The sequence below is a fragment of the Gilvimarinus agarilyticus genome (assembly GCF_000832015.1).
Classification (GTDB): Bacteria; Pseudomonadota; Gammaproteobacteria; order Pseudomonadales; family Cellvibrionaceae; genus Gilvimarinus; species Gilvimarinus agarilyticus.
Map to the genome: position 1 here is coordinate 169,332 of NZ_JXCJ01000001.1, position 18,714 is coordinate 188,045.

The 18,714-nt window shown below is 49.1% G+C and carries 10 protein-coding genes; 2 read left to right on the forward strand and 8 right to left on the reverse strand.

Annotated features, from left to right (window positions below; all coding sequences use genetic code 11):
- The first annotated feature begins 182 nt into the window (after nt 1–182).
- Complete coding sequence (locus tag SD69_RS00785; RefSeq protein ID WP_041521685.1) at nt 183–1,223, forward strand: IS110 family RNA-guided transposase; 1,041 nt, start codon at nt 183–185, stop codon at nt 1,221–1,223.
- A gap of 465 nt (nt 1,224–1,688) precedes the next feature.
- Here SD69_RS00785 and SD69_RS00790 read toward each other — a convergent pair whose 3' ends face one another.
- The 6 genes from SD69_RS00790 to SD69_RS17910 form a co-directional block, all read right to left on the reverse strand.
- Nucleotides 1,689–2,690, reverse strand: a complete 1,002-nt coding sequence (locus SD69_RS00790; protein WP_052480776.1) for a DNA-processing protein DprA — start codon at nt 2,688–2,690, stop codon at nt 1,689–1,691.
- Between the two features lie 11 nt (nt 2,691–2,701).
- Nucleotides 2,702–4,822 (reverse strand): RecQ family ATP-dependent DNA helicase, encoded by a 2,121-nt coding sequence (locus SD69_RS00795; RefSeq protein ID WP_041521686.1) that lies wholly within the window; start codon nt 4,820–4,822, stop codon nt 2,702–2,704.
- A gap of 69 nt (nt 4,823–4,891) precedes the next feature.
- Nucleotides 4,892–5,638: a S1 family peptidase gene (locus tag SD69_RS00800; RefSeq protein WP_041521687.1), complete on the reverse strand. Its 747-nt coding sequence runs from the start codon at nt 5,636–5,638 to the stop codon at nt 4,892–4,894.
- 238 nt (nt 5,639–5,876) lie between these two features.
- On the reverse strand, nt 5,877–6,497 hold the full coding sequence (locus tag SD69_RS00805) for a hypothetical protein (RefSeq protein ID WP_041521688.1): 621 nt from the start codon (nt 6,495–6,497) through the stop codon (nt 5,877–5,879).
- A 904-nt stretch (nt 6,498–7,401) separates the two neighbouring features.
- Complete coding sequence (locus SD69_RS00810; protein ID WP_232301125.1) at nt 7,402–10,590, reverse strand: hypothetical protein; 3,189 nt, start codon at nt 10,588–10,590, stop codon at nt 7,402–7,404.
- A gap of 313 nt (nt 10,591–10,903) precedes the next feature.
- Entirely contained in the window at nt 10,904–13,282 is a 2,379-nt protein-coding gene (locus tag SD69_RS17910) for a hybrid sensor histidine kinase/response regulator (RefSeq protein ID WP_052480777.1), read from the reverse strand.
- 393 nt (nt 13,283–13,675) lie between these two features.
- Here SD69_RS17910 and SD69_RS00825 point away from each other — a divergent pair, with 393 nt between their 5' ends.
- The gene (locus tag SD69_RS00825) at nt 13,676–14,713 is read left to right on the forward strand and encodes a Gfo/Idh/MocA family oxidoreductase (protein WP_041521690.1); all 1,038 of its coding nucleotides are present in this window, start codon (nt 13,676–13,678) and stop codon (nt 14,711–14,713) included.
- 83 nt (nt 14,714–14,796) lie between these two features.
- Here SD69_RS00825 and SD69_RS00830 read toward each other — a convergent pair whose 3' ends face one another.
- A complete protein-coding gene (locus tag SD69_RS00830) occupies nt 14,797–15,531 on the reverse strand; it encodes an energy transducer TonB (RefSeq protein ID WP_041521691.1) in 735 nt (244 codons plus the stop codon).
- 446 nt (nt 15,532–15,977) lie between these two features.
- The gene (locus tag SD69_RS00835; RefSeq protein WP_041521692.1) at nt 15,978–18,683 is read right to left on the reverse strand and encodes a TonB-dependent receptor domain-containing protein; all 2,706 of its coding nucleotides are present in this window, start codon (nt 18,681–18,683) and stop codon (nt 15,978–15,980) included.
- Between the last annotated feature and the right edge of the window lie 31 nt (nt 18,684–18,714).

The window sequence follows — 18,714 nt, forward strand, 5'->3', positions numbered from 1 at the left end:
ATATAAAATGAAAGAAATAGCTGAGTACTTTGGGTTACATTACTCTTCTGTGAGTAAAATAATAAAAGTCTACGAGGATTCACAATTCAAGACCTAATGGAATGGTCCGCCCCACTCCCAATACGGCTTCGAATGAGCCATGATGTGTGTGCGAACAGACATCAAAAAGAGTGGAGCAGACCATGAGTAATCATACCCTAAAAAATGACGTGGCGGYGTTAGGCATTGRCCTGRCAAAGCAAAGCTTCCAGCTTCACGGCGTGGATACCGGTGGAAAAACTGTATTGAAAAAGAGGTTATCCAGGAAAGATCTTTACAGCTTTATCGCTCAACTCCCAGCTTGCACCATTGGCATAGAGGCCTGTGGTGGCGCAAACCACTGGGTTCGGGTATTTGAGAAATTCGGCCACACTGTGCATATGATTGCCCCACAATTTGTAAAGCCTTATGTGAAGTCCAATAAAAATGATGCTGCCGATGCCGAAGCAATATGTGAGGCGGTGCAGAGGCCGTCGATGCGTTTTGTGCCTGCGAAAAGTCTTGAGCAGCAAGACATCCAAAGCTTGCACCGCATCAGGAGCCAAGCTGTTGCTCGACGAACCGCGCAAGCCAACCAGATCCGCGGCTTACTGATGGAGTACGGCCTTATCATTCCGCAGGGGATTGCTTACGTTAGAAAGTCGATACCGCTGATACTAGAAGATGCCGATAATGAATTAACCGTTATGTTTCGAGAGCTTCTGGCCAATCTCTACGATGAAATGGTTCATCTGGATGCGCGGATTAAAACCCTAGAAATCAAGCTTGAATCGCTCTGTGTCCAGAATGAAGACTGCCAACGTCTTTTGGGTATTCCGGGTGTGGGGCTGCTTAGCGCAACGGCGATGGTGGCATCCATCGGCGACAKTAGCGTCTTTAAAAATGGTCGGGAATTAGCGGCCTGGCTGGGGTTAGTGCCTCGGCAGCACTCCACTGGAGGCAAGCCCACGTTACTAGGTATTAGTAAGCGCGSAGACACTTATTTACGAACGCTGCTCATACACGGCGGACGCACAGTGGTTAGAGTGGCAAACAAGCATSAAGATAAGCGTAGTACATGGGTGACGCAGCTAGAAGGGCGGCGAGGCAAAAACATATCAGCCGTTGCGGTCGCCAACAAAAATGCACGAGTGGCCTGGGCATTACTTAGCAAGAAATCTACRTATCAGGCCAGCGCAGCATAGTGCAAAGAATTTAACAGCAAGCTGTTATCAACGAGTTGCGTAGATACAGTTCAAGTGATGGCAAAAAAGGTAATACCTGTCTATCAGTAAGTCTRCTGGGGTCTCGGGCTCATTAGAAGCCGAAGACTTGATGAGACAGATAGGCGCGAATTCCATCAGGGCCAGAGGTTTAAATAAYCTCATCCAAAGGCCGGATATATGGAAGCAACCTTTTTACGATTACGAGACATTTAATCTTGCAATACGGGGCGGACCATATATGACCCCACCAGCCATGACCCCGCCAGCCTTAATTGGGTCAGGATGATACTTAAATCTGGGTAAATCCATGAGATCTCCGAGAAGCTAACGTCGCAATAAAAGGCGAGCATTAGCAAGTCCAGCCCACGGCTTTTGGTGGGCGATTTTTAATTGCTTTGTTATGTGAGAATCTACGCATCTTTAGCTAAGCTGGTTGTATCTTAATTATTCAAATAAATTTAAGCTATTGGGTGGAGGATTATTTGACTTGAGTGCCTGCACTTCACTAAGAGCTTCAGCTAGCCATGCCCCTGAGGTTTTCTGTAACTCAAACGGATGAGCTCCATGAGCTAATAGTGCAATGTTACCACTGGCGTTAGATCGGCGATTTACAAACAAAGGAACCCAGTTATTTTCATTGTTTTCTTTAGCGCCAGCCCAAGTACCGCCTTTACCTTCATCAGCTCTGACGACTAGGGCAGAGCTTGCAGTAGTATAAATGTACTTATTACGAGCCATTGCATTCCCGACACTGAAGCCTGCTTCAGGATAAAAACTTGAGATTAAAACCAGTTTTTCACTTTGAAGGTATTTGCGCCATTTACTTGCTGTGGCCGCCTTTAAAAGGCTGTCTGACATAATACCAATAGCTGTGCCACCCGCTCTAAGTGAGGCCAGCATAGCTGTTTCGTCTACGCCTTGTGCTGCACCGGATACTATATTGATATTTTCTTTCGCTGCTTGTATTGCGATGTTTTGAGTAAACTCTTCGTCAATCTCATCAATACCTCGCGAGCCGATAACGGCTAAGCCACCATGCTGAAGTAATTCTTTATTACCCACACCAAAGAATACCGGCGGTGAAACATGCCGAAGTTGCTTTTTAAGTAGCTGTGGGTACTCGCTGTCTTGTCTGGTAATGACCCAAACACCTGCGCGCTGCCACTTTTCTAGAGCTAATCCCATAGCAGCTTTACGACGTAATATCTCCGATAGGCGATCAGCCGTAATTTTACCTTTAGGATCTCTCCATTTAGACAGCACCTCATCAAATTGATGAAACAATGAACTAGGCGTGTAATTAAATTCATGTAACCAGCGAGCAAAACGGCCATACTCGATTGCCGTCAATGGTCGAGCCTCATCTTTTCTAGGTTTGCCAAAAAAGGTTGATAGCAGTAGAACCGCTTGTGTATTTTCGTTATATAGGTTGTTTTGAGTATTCAATTTATCACTCTTTAATTAGATTTTGTTGACATAACAGCCATAGGAAATACTGGGCCACATGCTTCACGTCTCAACAATGCCGCAATTACCGCAAATGTCCAACCTGAATCTGACGCATCATCAATCAGTAATACCGCCTCGCCTTCACGTACATTTTGTACTGCAAAAGCTCCATCGAGGTTTTTACAACGAAAATCACTATTTTCCATCCGCTTTTGCGGTGCTGTTTCTTCTACTTTTATTACTGCTTCAACGCATTCTAATCCAAGCTTTTGTGCTATTAACTCAGCAAAATCCTTGACTAACTTAGGATAGTTTTTTGATGGCACATAAGTCACCCATGTCGGCATAGGAACCGGCTGCCAACGATTGTTTATCATTGCAACACAGGCATCTGCTAATTTAGGATCAAAAGCATGTGCTCGTTTTCCAGCAGCGGCTATTTCTCCCCAGCCAGCTTCTCCCCAATGACATAATGCAGCACCTGTTTCATGGGCTAAGTCACCCAGACGAAATGGAAAATCATATACTGGGAATCTGGCCGCAGCTTGTGCGTAGCCATTACCAACTTGTTTTTTGGGCGGTATATCAATCATGGTATTGCCCAAGAACTCTACTGCTTGCTGGCCTAGTTCTTTTGGGTATGTCAGATCAAATGCACTATCAGGATCGCAGTTAGAACATTTTCCGCAAGATGCTGTAAGAGAATCATCAAGTGCGGTGGCTAACACTTGCATAAGACACTGATCACTTCTTAGATACGATTGAATTTCTTCCCATTCGCCAGTTTTCCTATTAGATAATCGTTGAATCATTTCTGTCGGTAAGGAGTAGTGATTAATCGTGCGCTTGTAAAAAGAGCCTTCCTTAACTATCGGTGTTGGGTGTTCAGCTAGTAGAAACTTCAGCGCAGCCTCTATTTTCATAGGTGCAAAGTTGAGCTGTGCTTCCAAATCAGTTTTTTTAAGCCCGTCACAACTGTCTTCTTCTAGTAGAGCGAGTAAATCACAAACTAACTCTTCTTTAGGAAACGCCTCCCTAATAAAGTAGTTTTGGATTTCTTCGTCTTCATCACCGGAAAGCAGTACACCATAAGCATCACTAATACTTCGGCCCGCACGGCCTACTTGTTGGTAATAACTAACAACTGACCCCGCACTTTGATAGTGAATGACGAAGGTCAAATTACCTTTGTCAAATCCCATCCCCAGAGCTGAGGTACTAACTAAAACTTTTATTTCGTCATTTAGTAATTGTTGCTCTAATTGCTCACGTTTTAACGTATTCTCTTCTTTAGTAAGCCCTGGAATTGAGCCTGCATAACCTTCTGCAGCTATACCGCAACTTCGGAGCCAAGCCGCAACAAGGAAGGCGTCATTGATAGTTGTAGAGTAAACGATGCCCGTACCATCAATTTGTGGAATTGTATGGGCAAGCCAAGCCAAACGCTTTGAACGTTTATCTAGCTGTATATTTTGAAGATGAATTGATTCTCGTGTTAATTTCCCACGCAACAAATACACCTGTTGACCTTCAATATGTAGTTGCTCAACAATATCTGTAACAACTCGCCTTGTAGCTGTTGCGGTTGTTGCTAATACTGGTGTATCAGAAATATTCCCAAGTACTCTTGAGATACGTCGATAGTCAGGCCTAAAATCATGCCCCCAGTCTGAAATACAATGCGCTTCATCTATAACAAAGAATCCAGGGTTAGATGGTATTAATACATTATCAATAAACTCTTGGTTAGCCAGTTGTTCGGGCGCAATAATTAGTGCATCTAAATTGCCGGCTAAAAATCGACCTTTGTTAACATCATTTTGCTCTCGACTTTGAGAAGAATTAACTGTTCCGAGCGTTACTCCATATTTGGCGGCAGATTCAATTTGGTTGCGCATTAACGCCAATAAAGGGGAAATAATGATTGTTGGACCATGGCCTTTCTCACGTAACATCTTAGTTGATATAAAGTAAACCGAGCTTTTACCCCAGCCAGTCCTTTGGACACAAATTAAACGAGAGTGTTGATTTACTATTGCATCAACAGATTCCCACTGATGTTCATGAAAGTCAGTGAGTGGGCTGCCAACCCCCTCCCTTAATAATTCCAACGCTCTCTGCTTACTCATGTGCAACCCTTTCTCAATTTTTAATTATTTAATGCCTATGAAAAAACTTAAGCTATCTGCAATTGGGCGTTATGTCTGGTCATCCCAATGGTCGGCACCTTCAAGAAAAACCTGGATGGTTTCTTTATTTTTTCCTGGGTAAATCCCATTTTCTTGAAGAAGCACCAATAATGGCTCGACAGGTATAGCTGAGGAATAACCGAGTTCTTCTGACTGGTTGTTTACCACCAAGGATTCAGTAAGAACTCCGAGGAGGAAACCAAACTCGCTCAAAACGGGACCGCCACTGTAGCCACCACGGCCCATATTAGAAATTACAAAGTGCGGATGAGGTCCATTGTATTTATCAACTACGGCATTTACCTCACCTTCAGAGGCAAGAAGAACGGGGTCGCTAGAAAACGGGATGGGGGGGTACCCCATGAGCAGAGCTTTTGACAAAACTAACTCGTCCCCAATCCAGTCATCTAGGTGACCACCAATCTCTATGTGGTCAGTTTGTACGAAACCTTCTGGTGTGCCGTGTATGGTGGTTTTTGTAAGATAGTGATTAAGATCTAAATTTGTTTTCAATATCGCAAGATCCACCCTCTCATCACGATGGCAGATTATCTTTTCTATTTGTAAGTCTTGGCGGCAGTACTCTGAAACTATTTCCTCGATATCACCGCCATTCACAACATGAGCGGCTGTTACAAGCCATCCATCGCCTATATGAAAAGCAGAACCATTGCTCAAGTCTCCCAACTTCGTTCTAACAGTGATGCGAACCATTGAGTACTTATAGCTTTGATATAGGTGAGTAAAATTCTTCACAGGGCTCTCTCAATGACATAACGCCGCGCTCACCGGCTTGTCCGGTGCAACGCTTTGTTAAATGCTTGTTGACAATTCTCGATATTTTCATCGAAATACATTGGGGAGCCTACAAATGGCCAATATGTGGCTGTCCTTTATGTTTCTCGACCCTTTTAGGGGTCGTAAGGGCCGAAGGCCCGTCATTGCCGCTTTGAGCGGCTCACAAACTAAAGCCCCCGGCTTTGCCGGGGGCTATTTACTTGTTTTGAAGAACGAAACTAGAAATCCAGTTTATTGCATTTTCGTAAATTTCATTAGAGTTAAGATTTACGTTAACTGAATGATTCACCGCAAGGGTGTAAACCATACCTTGCGTATACACAACTCCTGAAATTGAAACATTTTCTTTTTGCGGAACACCGTCAATTGAAACCATTTGTATTTTTCTGTAAATAAGCATGTTGTATGAGTGCTTATATATCTTCGCACTTACACCTTCGGTTTTAACAGTAATTCCGTTAACTAATTGCTCATATTTCTCAGTATTTTTCGCTCTTTTTTTAGCTCCGAGAATAAACTTCCTAGCGTCATCCGGAGAAACATCCCTACCTTCCCAGTACTTACTTGTATATACAAAATATCGGACAGAATCATCATTGACCTCATCTCTTTCTATTGTTTTTTCGTCATAAAAGCAATCAATCAAGTTCCCGCCCGGAACACTCTTATCGAGTGCTCGCCTATATGACTCGTTATTTTGGCACGCGCTTTTCGCCCCCTTGGGGGTTGGCACCTTGATCTCCTTAGAATGCACTTGGAAGCTAATAGAAAATAATGCACAAAGTGTAAGGTGAACGAATGTCAATTTTTTAATCATTATTATCGCCTAGATGGTGAGCTAGATCACCCGAATTACAAAAGTTTAACATTTTAATAGGCTCCCTCTGGAAATTCCGACACCAAGGAGCCTTTCCTTTTTTGAATTTTAACCGAAACTACCTCGAATACCCCGTCAATTCAAACCTCCAGAAGAGTTTGAATTATGTTCAAGCAAAAATAGACCGTACTGGGAGGGAGCCTATTCCCGGCCAAACAACATACTGCAACCCATTGATTATTATATATTATTTATGATAATAGCCAATAACCTCCCAAAATAGGTTCCTTAAATACCTATTGCGACTATTTGAATAGACCGTACACACAACTGTACAGGATAACAGCATTGTGGTTAGCCCAACCAACGCCCGAATGTTAGTCACGATCTAAAGCCATATGCCTGGCAAGACAGACTTCAAAATAAAAGCCCACATTGATAGAGCACCATACAGCCGCACCTCTAAAGCCAGCGTCAAAGCGTGGGTAATGCACTCCGCTCACTGGATACCGGCTCAAGGCCGGCATGACGATGTGAGGACCATAAATATGGTATTTCGACGGCTCAGCTAACCACGAAGCACCGCTTTTAGCTCCCCTGCAGCCAGCCGAACGTAGGCTAATTTTAGGGGGTAAGCAAACAGGACGTTTGCGCAAGCATCGCCACGCCATGGACGGCGTGTCGATGCGGCCCTCTAAAATTTGCCGGAGTGAGGGAACCCTTTAGGGCTGAGATGCCGGGGTGGCCTTTCTTTTGAGTACTTTTCTTTCGGCCAAACAAAGAAAAGTACTTCGCCACGCCCGGCGACACGGGCATATAAACTAAAGCCCGCCTTGGCGGCACTCTACAGCGCTCCAATCACACGAACCTCAATCACCCCCTCAACCCAAACACCCTTTAGCCTTTACGGCTCGACCACCTCTCTCGCGCTATTAATCCTAAACTTCCACTGCTTAAACACATCCCCCTCCCGCTCAAGATTCAAACGGCTCGCCACATAATGTAAACGCCGGGTGGCCTCACCGTTGGGTGCTAAATCAAAGCGTTGCTTCAGCCAATACGGCGGTATCGCCTGGTAATACATAGTCGCGTCTACCGTGAGTGGTTTACCACGGTAGTGTGCGGGTAAATCAATACGGTACTGCAACGAGTCCCGGCCAATAAAGCCTGCGCCCTGATCTTGGTAATCGGGGTCGGTGCCCACAAAGTGCGGATCGGTGGCTTCCATAAACTGCGTCATCACCTCGCCTTGTGGCTTAAAGAACGATGAATCGCGCCAGCCGTCGGGCAGCAGCCGGTTATCTTTTACGATGTGCACGCGGTGAACAAAGCTGGTGGTAAATTCCTTGGCTTTATTGCGGTTTAGCTCTTCGTAAATTTGTACCTGTTTATCGCTGGTAATAACCTGATGATGCGCCTGGTAACAGCCGGCGGGTTGATTATTCGGGTGCCCGCAATCGCCTTTAGGTAAAAACTCGGTGGCCAGTGGTTGGCCCGAGTGATCGACAATAACACCGGCATCGTTGGTGCGCCCCGAACTCCAAACGATTTCGTCGCTGTCTTTTACCAGCAGCTCGATAAACCCGCGCCTAAATGCCACGCCGCTGGGAAAGCGGTGCCCGGTTTTGTTTTTAGCCGTTACATCAACCACCAGGGTATTGCCTGCAAAGTGGAGCTTATCGATGCTCATATCGACGGTACTGTGACGCGCTTGCTGCTTCATGCTCTCTAGCGCCAAATCAACGCCGGCCTCGGATGCTCCCGTCATATAGCTTTTAGGGGCTACCCCCAGTATTGGCTCAAACTGTTTAAACATGCTTAACAAGAAGGCATTTAGMCCCACGTGGGTGTGGCGCTTGTATTCTTTGCGAAATGGCACATCGAGTTCATTGGCCGCCAAGCCGTGGTCGGCATCCGGGTAGTTACTGTCTTCTATGGTGGCGATTTTGCTGATCAGCTCATCAATGGAAACATCGTCTTTCTCGCTGGCAAAGCTTGATGGCATGTGGCAATCCTGACAGCGTTGCGCGGTATCACCCTGCGCGAAGGCGCTATTCTGCCACTCTAAAAAGGTCGCCTGCTCGATAGAGTGCGGATACTCGGCAAACGCCGAGTCAACCTCGGCAGCTTGCAGAACCGGCAAGCGGGTATCGCTAGAGCCGATGTTGGGAAGGTTAATGGTGTGGCAGGTACCACACAGTTCCGACTTTTGTATAAAGTCGTTTTTGCTGGGCGTTATATTGAGTGCGTGCTCCATGGGCTTTTGTGCCACATCGAAAGGCCCATTAAGAGTGCCCGCATCGCTGGTATCAAAGCGCCCGGTGGAGTTATGAAACAGCAGGTACGCCAGCGCTTTATCTTCTATGCCCGTACTGACCCAACCCTTCGGCGGGTTCCAGCTTGCCACGGCTTGCTCGTCTGGCCCGTCAATGCGGTGACACACCATGCAGCTGATGCCTTCGCGCCCGAGTGCGCCGTATTGATGGTATTGCTTTTCCTCTAAGCTTTGCGTCTCTCCGGAAGATAGTTGCTCGGTATAGTAAAAATAATCGGTTTTAAAATTTTTATCCAAGCTCTCGTTTTGATGGGCGTCTAGCGTTAACTGCCTTTGGCCCATGGCGCCGTGGCAACTCAGGCACGTGTTGGTTACCGCTTGCTGGGTTTCTTTTAGCGGGCCTTTTAAACCGGATTCTTCTGGATTTTTGGCGTCTTTATTTAATATTGCCATTTCGCTTTCTAGCTGCGCGTGGAAAATCGGGTCCCGCCCCGCCAGGCCCATGGGTGACCAGCGCCACTCGCCGTACTCTGAAATATCAAAACCATCGCCATACTCGGGGCCGGTGGCCACAAACATGGTGGTGCCAAAGGTGTCGGCACTTAAGCCACCGTGGCAGCCAAGGCAGTTATCCGAGGTGACATACTCCTGCGGCTCACCGCTTTTTTGCACGACGTGATCCAGCCACTGCTGGGGAAACTTTTTAACATCCGCCGCTTTTAATGCCGGTATCTGCGGGAAGGTGTTAAGAAAGGCTTGATTGATGTAATGCTCGTCACGCGTGTTTTCGTCGCTAAACAGCTTAGCGTGTGTCGCCTCATCCATTTGTGAATCGCGACCGTGCTCGTTAAACGAGGCGTCGGCGGCTGCACGCCGAACACGCTGCTGGGTAGACCAAGGCAACTGCGAAAGGGGGACGTCGAAGATGGCTTTTAGCTCCGGGTCATCGAGCAGCAAGGATAGCGGATAGTTAGCGAAGTGGCTGGCAGTGCGCCAAGAGTTATCGTCAAGAAACCGCAGCGGGTCGCCCTTAGACTCAAACCCGTTAATATTACGCAAGCTGGCAAAGGTTAGCTCATTATCCGCCGAGGCGTGGCAGCGTAAGCAAGGCATACCAAAACCGGACAACCGAACGCCATTGGTCGCCACGTAGGATTTTGCCTTGTTGTTGTTTTCACGGGTATCCAGCTGCGCCTTTACCGCCTCTGTGGTGCTTTGCCGCTTGCCATCTACTAAGGTGGGCGCCGAGACGCTGCCCCAAAACCAACCGTCGCTCGAGGCCTTGGCATCTTTCACCATAACCGTCCAATCCGAGAGCTGCTGCAATCGCAAAGACTCGTATTCATCGGCACTTTTAAGGCGGCGTATATCGCGGTAGATTTGTGCCGGCGCCCCGTACATCTCTTTAATAATCATGGCGCCATCGGGAACCTCACTCTCGATGCCCTTTTCGCGGTTGAGCAACCACGCCATCATATTAGGTGAGTAATAAATTAGTACTGCCGGATGAGTACCATGGTACTGGCCATCAACGAAAGGCCCGGTATCGCGCACCTCTTTGTCGTGGCACCAACCCAACGCCGCGTATTCGCGGTTTATAACCCAAGGGTAAAGCGCTTGCTCATAATCGACTAACGGGAGGGAACCGGGCAAGGGTAAAGAGGCCGACGCCGATTTGGGGGGTATCGCACAGTCGAGCGATTGGACATCGACCGTCAATGCGTCACCATCGACGCCCTTGGCGCTCGCCGGTGATGACATGACAGAGGCCAATAGCGCCAACAGCATTAAGTTTGACATTATAATTCGCGCAATCATTATTATGATTCCTTGTTGCCCGGCCTAAAGCCTCCAACCCTAAGGGGAATCACTAAGTGTAGCGGATAAAAGCGCTAAAATCGTAATGTGTAATGGCGTGTAATTTCGTCGCCGAGGTATTTGCCATATTGGGCACCGCCCACGAGGTCAAGCCCCCGATTAAACGGCATGAGTTAGCCGTTAATGATTTACCTATGGCCGCACCCGAACAGCTTTTACAAAGCCTCCGGTGCTTAGCCGCAAAGATCGCCGACCTCAAGAAACACAAAATTCTGTGCCTGACTTTACATGGCTAATGGCTAATGGCTAATGGCTAATGGCTAACGACATCATCCAGAATTGCAATGAGATCTTTGATCACCACAGGCTTAACCAAGTGGTGATCAAAGCCCGCACGCTTGGAGAGCTCTCGGTCTTCATTTTTGCCGTACCCTGTGAGGGCAATTAAGGTTATGCCGGCAGCAGCGGGCTCCGCACGAATCTTTCGCGCTAACTCATAGCCATCCATATCCGGCAAGCCAATGTCTAAAATCATCGCTTGCGGTACGGCGTTTGCCATTTGCTGCAATGCGGTCTGGCCCCTATCGTCAACACGCGGGCGATGCCCATGCAGCTCCAACAACATGGCTAACGCCTCAGCGGCGTCGACATTATCGTCGACAATTAAAATATCGAGCGACTGCGTGCTCGTGTGACGCTTTTCGCTACACGGTGTGTCCGGCGTTTGTGTTTGCAACGAGCGCGGAAGCTGTACCGTAAATACACTACCCTTATTGGTGCCCTCGCTGTGACCGGTAACGCTGCCCTGGTGCAGTTCGACCAAACTTTTCACCAGCGCCAGACCTAAACCTAAGCCACCCTGGGCCCGATCGGGCGAGCGCTCTGCCTGAGTGAACAGCTCGAACATATGGGGCAAAAGCTTTTGCTCTACGCCAATACCGTCGTCCCGCACTGTAATTGTTATATGTTCAGAATCAGCGGCAAGACGTAACTGAATGTTGCCTTGCTCGGGTGTGTAGCGGTTGGCATTGTTAAGAATATTGGCAACGACTTGTGTTAACCGGGTGCGGTCACCGTCAACGATGGGTCGTTGTTCTTCTATCTCAACGAGTAGTGTCTGCCTCTTCTGCTCAACCATGGCGCTGACTTGCTCTACCGCATCATCGACAATTGTTTTAAGGTTGACCGGCTCTTTTTGCAGCGTGACCAGCCCCCGTGTAACGCGTGAAACGTCGAGGAGGTCATCCACCAGGCCTGTCATATGACCGACTTGGCGAGAGATTATGTCGGCGGTTTTTTTCACCACGGCAGGCTCTGCTCTAGAGTCTTTCAGTAATTCGGCGGCCGAGCCAATAGGTGCCAACGGGTTACGTAATTCGTGCGCCAGCATGGCCAAAAACTCATCTTTACGGCGGTTAGCCGCTTTTAGCTCTTCTTGGGCTTTTTCAATGTCGTGAATATCGGTGTTTGTGCCCAACCATTGTAGAATGGTGCCTTTCTCGTCACGCAGCGGTGTAGCGCGGGTAAAGAATGTTCGGTATTCGCCCGAGGCTGAGCGTAGCGGAAAGCTCATTTCAAAGGGCTCTCCGGATTCGAGGCAGCGCTGATAATTGGCTAGCGCTAACGGCAACCACTGCGGATCATGCAGGTCTTTCCAGCCCCAGCCTGCGGCCTCTTCCGGGGTAGTACCGGTGTACTCATACCAGCGATCGTTAAACCACAAAATCTGTCCGTCCGGTTCGGCCAGCCAGGCGAGATGCGGGATGGTATTGGCCAACTGCCTTAGGTGTTCTTCGCTTTCACGCAACGCTTGGGTGGCCTTCACCTCCTCGGTCACGTCGCTGCCTTCGATGAAAATTCCGGTGACCTGATCTCTTGCGTCGCGTATGGGCTGGTAGATAAAGTCGATAAAGTATTGGTCAAGCTCGGCGCTTTGCGGGCGCCGCAGCTTTACCGGAACCGCTCGCCCCACATAGGGCTCACCGGTTTGGTATACGGTATCGAGCAATTCATACAACCCCTGTCCTTCGATTTCCGGCAAGGCATCGCGCACCGTCTTGCCCAGCAACTCACGATGCCCCACCAACTGATAATAGGCTTCGTTGGCCAACTCAAACACATGCTCGCGATCGCGCAAAACAGCCATAATACCGGGTGCCTGCTGAAACAACTGCCGCAGACGCTCGTTCTCGTTTTTGCGTTGGCGCTCCGCTAAAACTTGCTGTGTAGTTTCGGTGCAAGCGCAGTACATGCCGGCGACCTTACCGTTCTCGGCATAAATAGACGAGTACGAAAACGTGAACCACGTCGATTCTTGATAGCCCTTACGCGTCATGGTTAAGGGGAGGTTTTCATGGAACGACGCCTGGCCGGTCATGGCTTGCTCGACAATGGGCACAATGTCCTCCCATATTTCCGACCAAACCTCTTCAAACGGGCGCCCCAGTGACGCTGGGTGTTTGTTCGCCAACATGTCTACGTAAGCGTCGTTATACAGCAGCGCCAACTCCGGTCCCCATGCCAAAAACATCGGAAACTTGGAATTCAAGATCAAGCTGGTCACTGTGCGCAGCACTTGCGGCCAAGTGTCTGGATGGCCTAACGACGATTGGCTCCAATCGTGAGTGCGCATTAAAGCGGCTACCGCGCCATCACCAAAATAAGCCGTAGCGGATAAAGGAGGTATTGACATGTGTTCTCACAATTAGCGTTATTGAAACTCGCGCAAGTATATAGCTGAGAGGCCAGGCTGACACCTTACAACGTGTGATCGAGCGCTGCGTCGAAATAGCTGTCAACAAGGTTGCACATTACGACACTGGATTAACGCATACTATAGGCGTGGTTTCTATAAAAACCACCAAGGGGAATCGGTTAATACGCCCCAACCTCTACCGCAGCGAGAGTGGAACGTAATTCTGACAAGAGAATCAGCTTAAGCACGCTCTGGTGTAAACTCCTACCTTCACGACGCCCATTGCCGCGCCCGTGATGATGAGCTGTTGCCATTGATTATTCACCCGGTAAAAAAACCTTTAAACTGCCCGCTAACCTGCTATCCATCACCGCCACGGAACCCACACCCATGAGCCAAATCTTGAACGTCGCACTGGCCTCATACGGCATGTCTGGCAAGGTATTTCACGCACCACTGATTGCCGCGCACCCAAACTTAAAGCTTGCCGCCGTGCTGCAGCGCAGCAGCAACACCGCCCAAGAGCGCTACCCCGAGGTAACGATCGCCCGCAGTTTTGCCGAGCTTATCGGCAACCCAGATATTGATATTGTGGTGGTCAACACCCCTAACACACTGCACTACCCCATGGCCCGGGATGCACTGCGCGCCGGTAAACATGTGATTGTAGAGAAGCCTTTTACAACTAACATAAATGAAGGCCGCGAGCTGATTGAGCTGGCGGAACAGCTCGGGCTGATGCTAACGGTATTTCACAACCGGCGGTTGCAGTCGGGCTTTTGCACCGCGCAAAAAATATTACACGAAAAGCGCCTGGGTAAACTCAACACCTTTGCGATGACGATCGACCGGTTTCGCCCCGCGCCCGGCCCCAAAAAATGGAAGGAGGAGCCCGGCCCCGGCGCCGGCTTACTGTATGATTTAGGCTCACACTTATTGGACGAGTGCTTAACGCTGTTTGGTTTGCCCAGCTCAGTGTACGCCGACTTACGCATAGAGCGTGATGGCGCCCAAACCTGCGACTATTTTGAGGTGCGGCTCGATTATCCCAGTCACAAATGCTTACTTAAAGCGAGTATGCTGGCGCGCGAGCCGGCGCCCGCGTATGTGATTCACGGCGATAAGGGCTCTTACCTTAAACCGCTGGGCGATGTGCAAGAGAGCCGGCTGGCGGAGGGCACCATCCCTCAGGGCTTAAACTGGGCCGCAGAGGAGCCCCACCAGTGGGGCCATATTCACACCGATAGCGGTCGTGAAGGCTACCCGACTATCGCCGGCAACTACCTATACTTTTACGACAATGTTTACTGCCATTTATTGCAGGGCGACAACCTGTTGGTGAAGCCCGAGCAGGCACTGGTGACCGTGGGCCTGCTTGATGTGCTGGAACGCAGCTCGAGCGAGCGCGCCTGCATCGAGCTTGCCTAATACAGCTGGTATAACGGCGAACATAAAAAAGCCACCCGGAGGTGGCTTTTACGACAGGAGCTAGCCCTTGGGCTAAGAGAACATTAATCGTTCTCGGGGTAATTCAGCACTGCAATGTAGTGCATATTCACCGCGTCATCACCAACAAAGCCTGGGATAAAGCGAGAATTTTTTAACGCGCCTTCGACTACTTTGGCATCGCGACGAGTGCGACCACGAGCCTCGACAGTCTTAACCGAGCTGACTTCACCATCGGCGTTTACCTCGCCCACCACACGGGCCAGCTGGCCTTCGTTAAAAAACGGCTTGCCGTTTGCGCTGCCGTCGGCGGCGTAGGCGCTGTACCAGTCGGCCTGATCCAGGCGCTCTTGCGGCGCAACGTAACTAACGCCGTATTCACGCTGTAGGGTACCCAGGTTAGGCAGCATTACCACGTTGGGCTGGCTGTCGTTGCGTGAGTAGACTACCCGAAAGCCCATACGCACCGGAACAGCGGTGCCGTCCACTTGCGCAGGTGCAAAACTAAGCCCTTCGATCGCGCGCTGGGTTTGCCCTTGCAGGTCGTCGTAGGCGGCTTTGTCAAAACAGCTGACATTACTGGTCACGCCGGTGGCGGCGATGTCTGCTTGGCAGTACACTGAGATAGTGCGCTGCTCTTGACGCATTTCTTCCGGGATAACCACTTTTTGGCTAACCTGATCGACCGCATCACCAAACTGAGCGGGTTGGTACATGGAGCTCGCACTGCTAGAAAAAGGCAGTACTACTGCCAGAATCGCCAGTGAACCGAGCACTTTATTGGTTAGAAGTGTTTTCATGCTCAAATCCTCGTCATCTCTGGGGGACATCCCCGACTTCAAATGGGCGCAGCCGGTAAACTGTTTCTGCACCATTGGTATTAAGAATATCACCGGGCTAAGCACGCTATTGTTAATTTATTATTACAGAAATGACTTTTTTTAAGATTTTTTGCAAAAAAATCGACTTTTTTCACTTTTTAGCTGTTTTCCGCCCAAATCTGTGCAATAAACAGGCAGAAAGTCTTATTTTTAGCTAACGCTATAACAAAAACATCTAAGGTTTGGGCCTGTTTTATTACTGTTTTTGTGCCGCTAGCACCCAAAAACCGGGCTTTACGCGCCTAATGTGACAGACAAAAGCAAAAATATGACAGCGGTAGGCTCGTATTACCGACAAAAAAAAGCCGCACACCTTGCGGCTGCGGCTTGGTCGCGATCCTTCGCGTTATCTTTATTGGCATCTTTTAGAACGAATATTTGAAATCCAGCCCCATACCGACGCCTTGCTCCTGTGTCAGAATATTCACACTTTCGCCGCCAGAGTTTACCTGCTCAAACTCCCGATCCTGATCCAGCAGGTTACTCAACTTGATCTTCATGCTGAGTGTATCGGTTGGATAAAAGGTGTACACCAAATCCAGCGAGTGATAAGGCTGCTCAAACGCATCGTCGTGGCCATCAAGTACCGCGGCGTAGTAAACGCGATCGCCGAAAACGTTGTACAACAGCGAGGCAGTGTGCATACCGTCTTCCGAGTCGAAGCCTAACTGAGCGTTCATGACGTACTCAGATTGACCAGTCATACGGCGCACGGTATTGGTAAAGCCCTGACCTTCGGGCGATACGATTTCTGAATCACTTAAGGTTAAGTTACCCGAGACGAAGAAACCCGCACCGATATCTTTTAAGCCTTCAAACTCTAAACCGTAGATCTCACCGGATTCAGCGTTGTAGTAAGTCAACAAGATACTATCGTCGGAGCCCGGCACACGCGCTTGCTCGATAGGGTTAACGATGTCTTTGTAAAACAGCGAGATCGTAAAGTTGTCACCACCAGGGTAGAACCACTCGGTGCGTAAATCAAAATGATCTAGCTCAGAGAATTCTAGGTTAGGGTTACCTTCTACCCGCACATCCAGATCTGGATCCAGATACTGCACCTCAGACATCTCACGCAGATCTGGGCGTACAACGGTTTGCGCCATCGAAGCACGTATCTGGAAGTCATCCGCCCCCATAAAGCCCTGATCCATAAAGGTCAGCGCTAACGAGGGGTACCAGCTCTCGTCTTCAACTATGAAGTTTTCTGGGTTGTTTTCCAGATCCTCGATTTGTGCCTCTAGGTAACTGCCCGAGTAATCCAGCATGTTGACCGGCAACAAAGCCTGACGAAAGTTTTCGTAACGCGCACCACCAGTCAAACGCCACGTGTAGTCGATATTTAAATCGAACATTGCGTATGCCGCGTCGGTTTTTTGTGCCGCGATGTAACTTTCAGTACCCAACCCTGGGTCCATTGTCAGGTCAAAGTTATAGTCAAGGTTGCCAAGGTTTTCATCGCCCAGCACTTCACCCGGCGTACCAGCCAAGGCTTCACTGCTTACGCCCGGTGCGTTAATTGCGGCCGTATAGCCGTAGTACGCACGCGTCTTGTCGCTGTAATCGTAACCGGCGGTTAAGGTGAGGACGTTGTCGCCAAAGTTCATTGGCAGCTCAAAGTCGTAACCATAACTGGTGACATTGTCTTCTAGTTGAAGGAAGCCAAAAGTCGTCATGTTGGTGGTCGATTGCAAACGCGTTTGCAGAACCTCACCTGTAGCGGGATCCACAACGTTAGAGCCAGTGATGTTCACCTCGCTTGGAATTGCGGTCTCGGCACGCGAATCGGAGTAGTACCAATCTATACCCACCTCATCAATGGCATCGATCAGGTCAAACTCAAAGTTGTGATCACCGGTGAACTGACCAATCGTCAGGCGACGCTCTTCATAGCGGGTCTGATAATCCAGAATCTGTGAACCGTCGGACTCTTGGTTGTTCTGATCGTAACCTCTGGAAATTACAGCGCGATCTTCAATATCGGTGATATAGAACAGGCTGGCTTCAATGGTGTGCATCTCCTGGAAGCTGACACCACCACTTACAGAGGCCAGAGTACGAGACTCTTCCGAGGTACGCTGAATTTCCGAGTTCACCTGATCGGGGTTACCAATACCTTGGGTCGTCTGGTTTTTATTACGCCACTGATGATCGTAAGATAAGTTTGCCAGCCCGCCCACGCTCCAATCATCACCCACATACCAAGAGTTACCCAGCGATACCTTCCCGCCATAATCCGGATCCAGCGACTGCGGGGTAATCTCGACGTTGCGATCCAGGCTAAGCATTAAGTCGCGGTTAATTTGTTGCGCTTGAGCGCGGACTTCTGACGATATCGCTTGTCCCTGGCCGACAATCGACTGCGCGATATCATTGGTGGTGATATTACCCTGATACAGAGTAATGGCCTGGCTCAACTCAGCGGGAACACCATTATCGATATCGCCACCAGAGTAAAAGATGCCATCGTCTGAGTTAACGGTGTTCCAACCCGTACCCACCGACACATCAAAAACCAGATCCTCTGGCATGCCCTTGGTGCGAATATTCACGTTACCACCACCAAAGGTGGCTGGTAGATCTGGTGAATAGGCTTTTTGCACCTTCAGGGTTTTAACAATCGTTGAGGGAAACAAATCCAATGGCAATACGTTACGGGTCAGTTCCGGTGATGGAACAGACGCGCCATTTAAATTGACAGTGGAGTAGCGCTCACCCAACGAGCGAACATAAACATATTGATCGTCGACAACGGTCAAGCCGGTCACTCGACCCAGAGCCGACGCAATGTCCGCGTCGCCGGCACGAGAAATTTGGTCGAAGCCTAGTACATCGGCAGAGAAAGCCTGCTCAAGACGCTCATCGACAATAGAGTCGGCACTGCTTTGCAAGCGGCCGATGGTCAGCACTTCTTCAATAACCGGTGCCTGAATGCTCGCGCGCTGAGGCGTTGGTTGGTCACCAGCTCCCTCGTCAGTCTGAGCCAGTACCAGTTGAGTGCTACCCAACGCAACAGTGGCAGAAAAAACAGCCAGTGCTAATGGGCTTCGTTTGGTAGTAATTGTGCGCATTTTAAAAACCTTTTAGAGGCGGTTTTCCAAA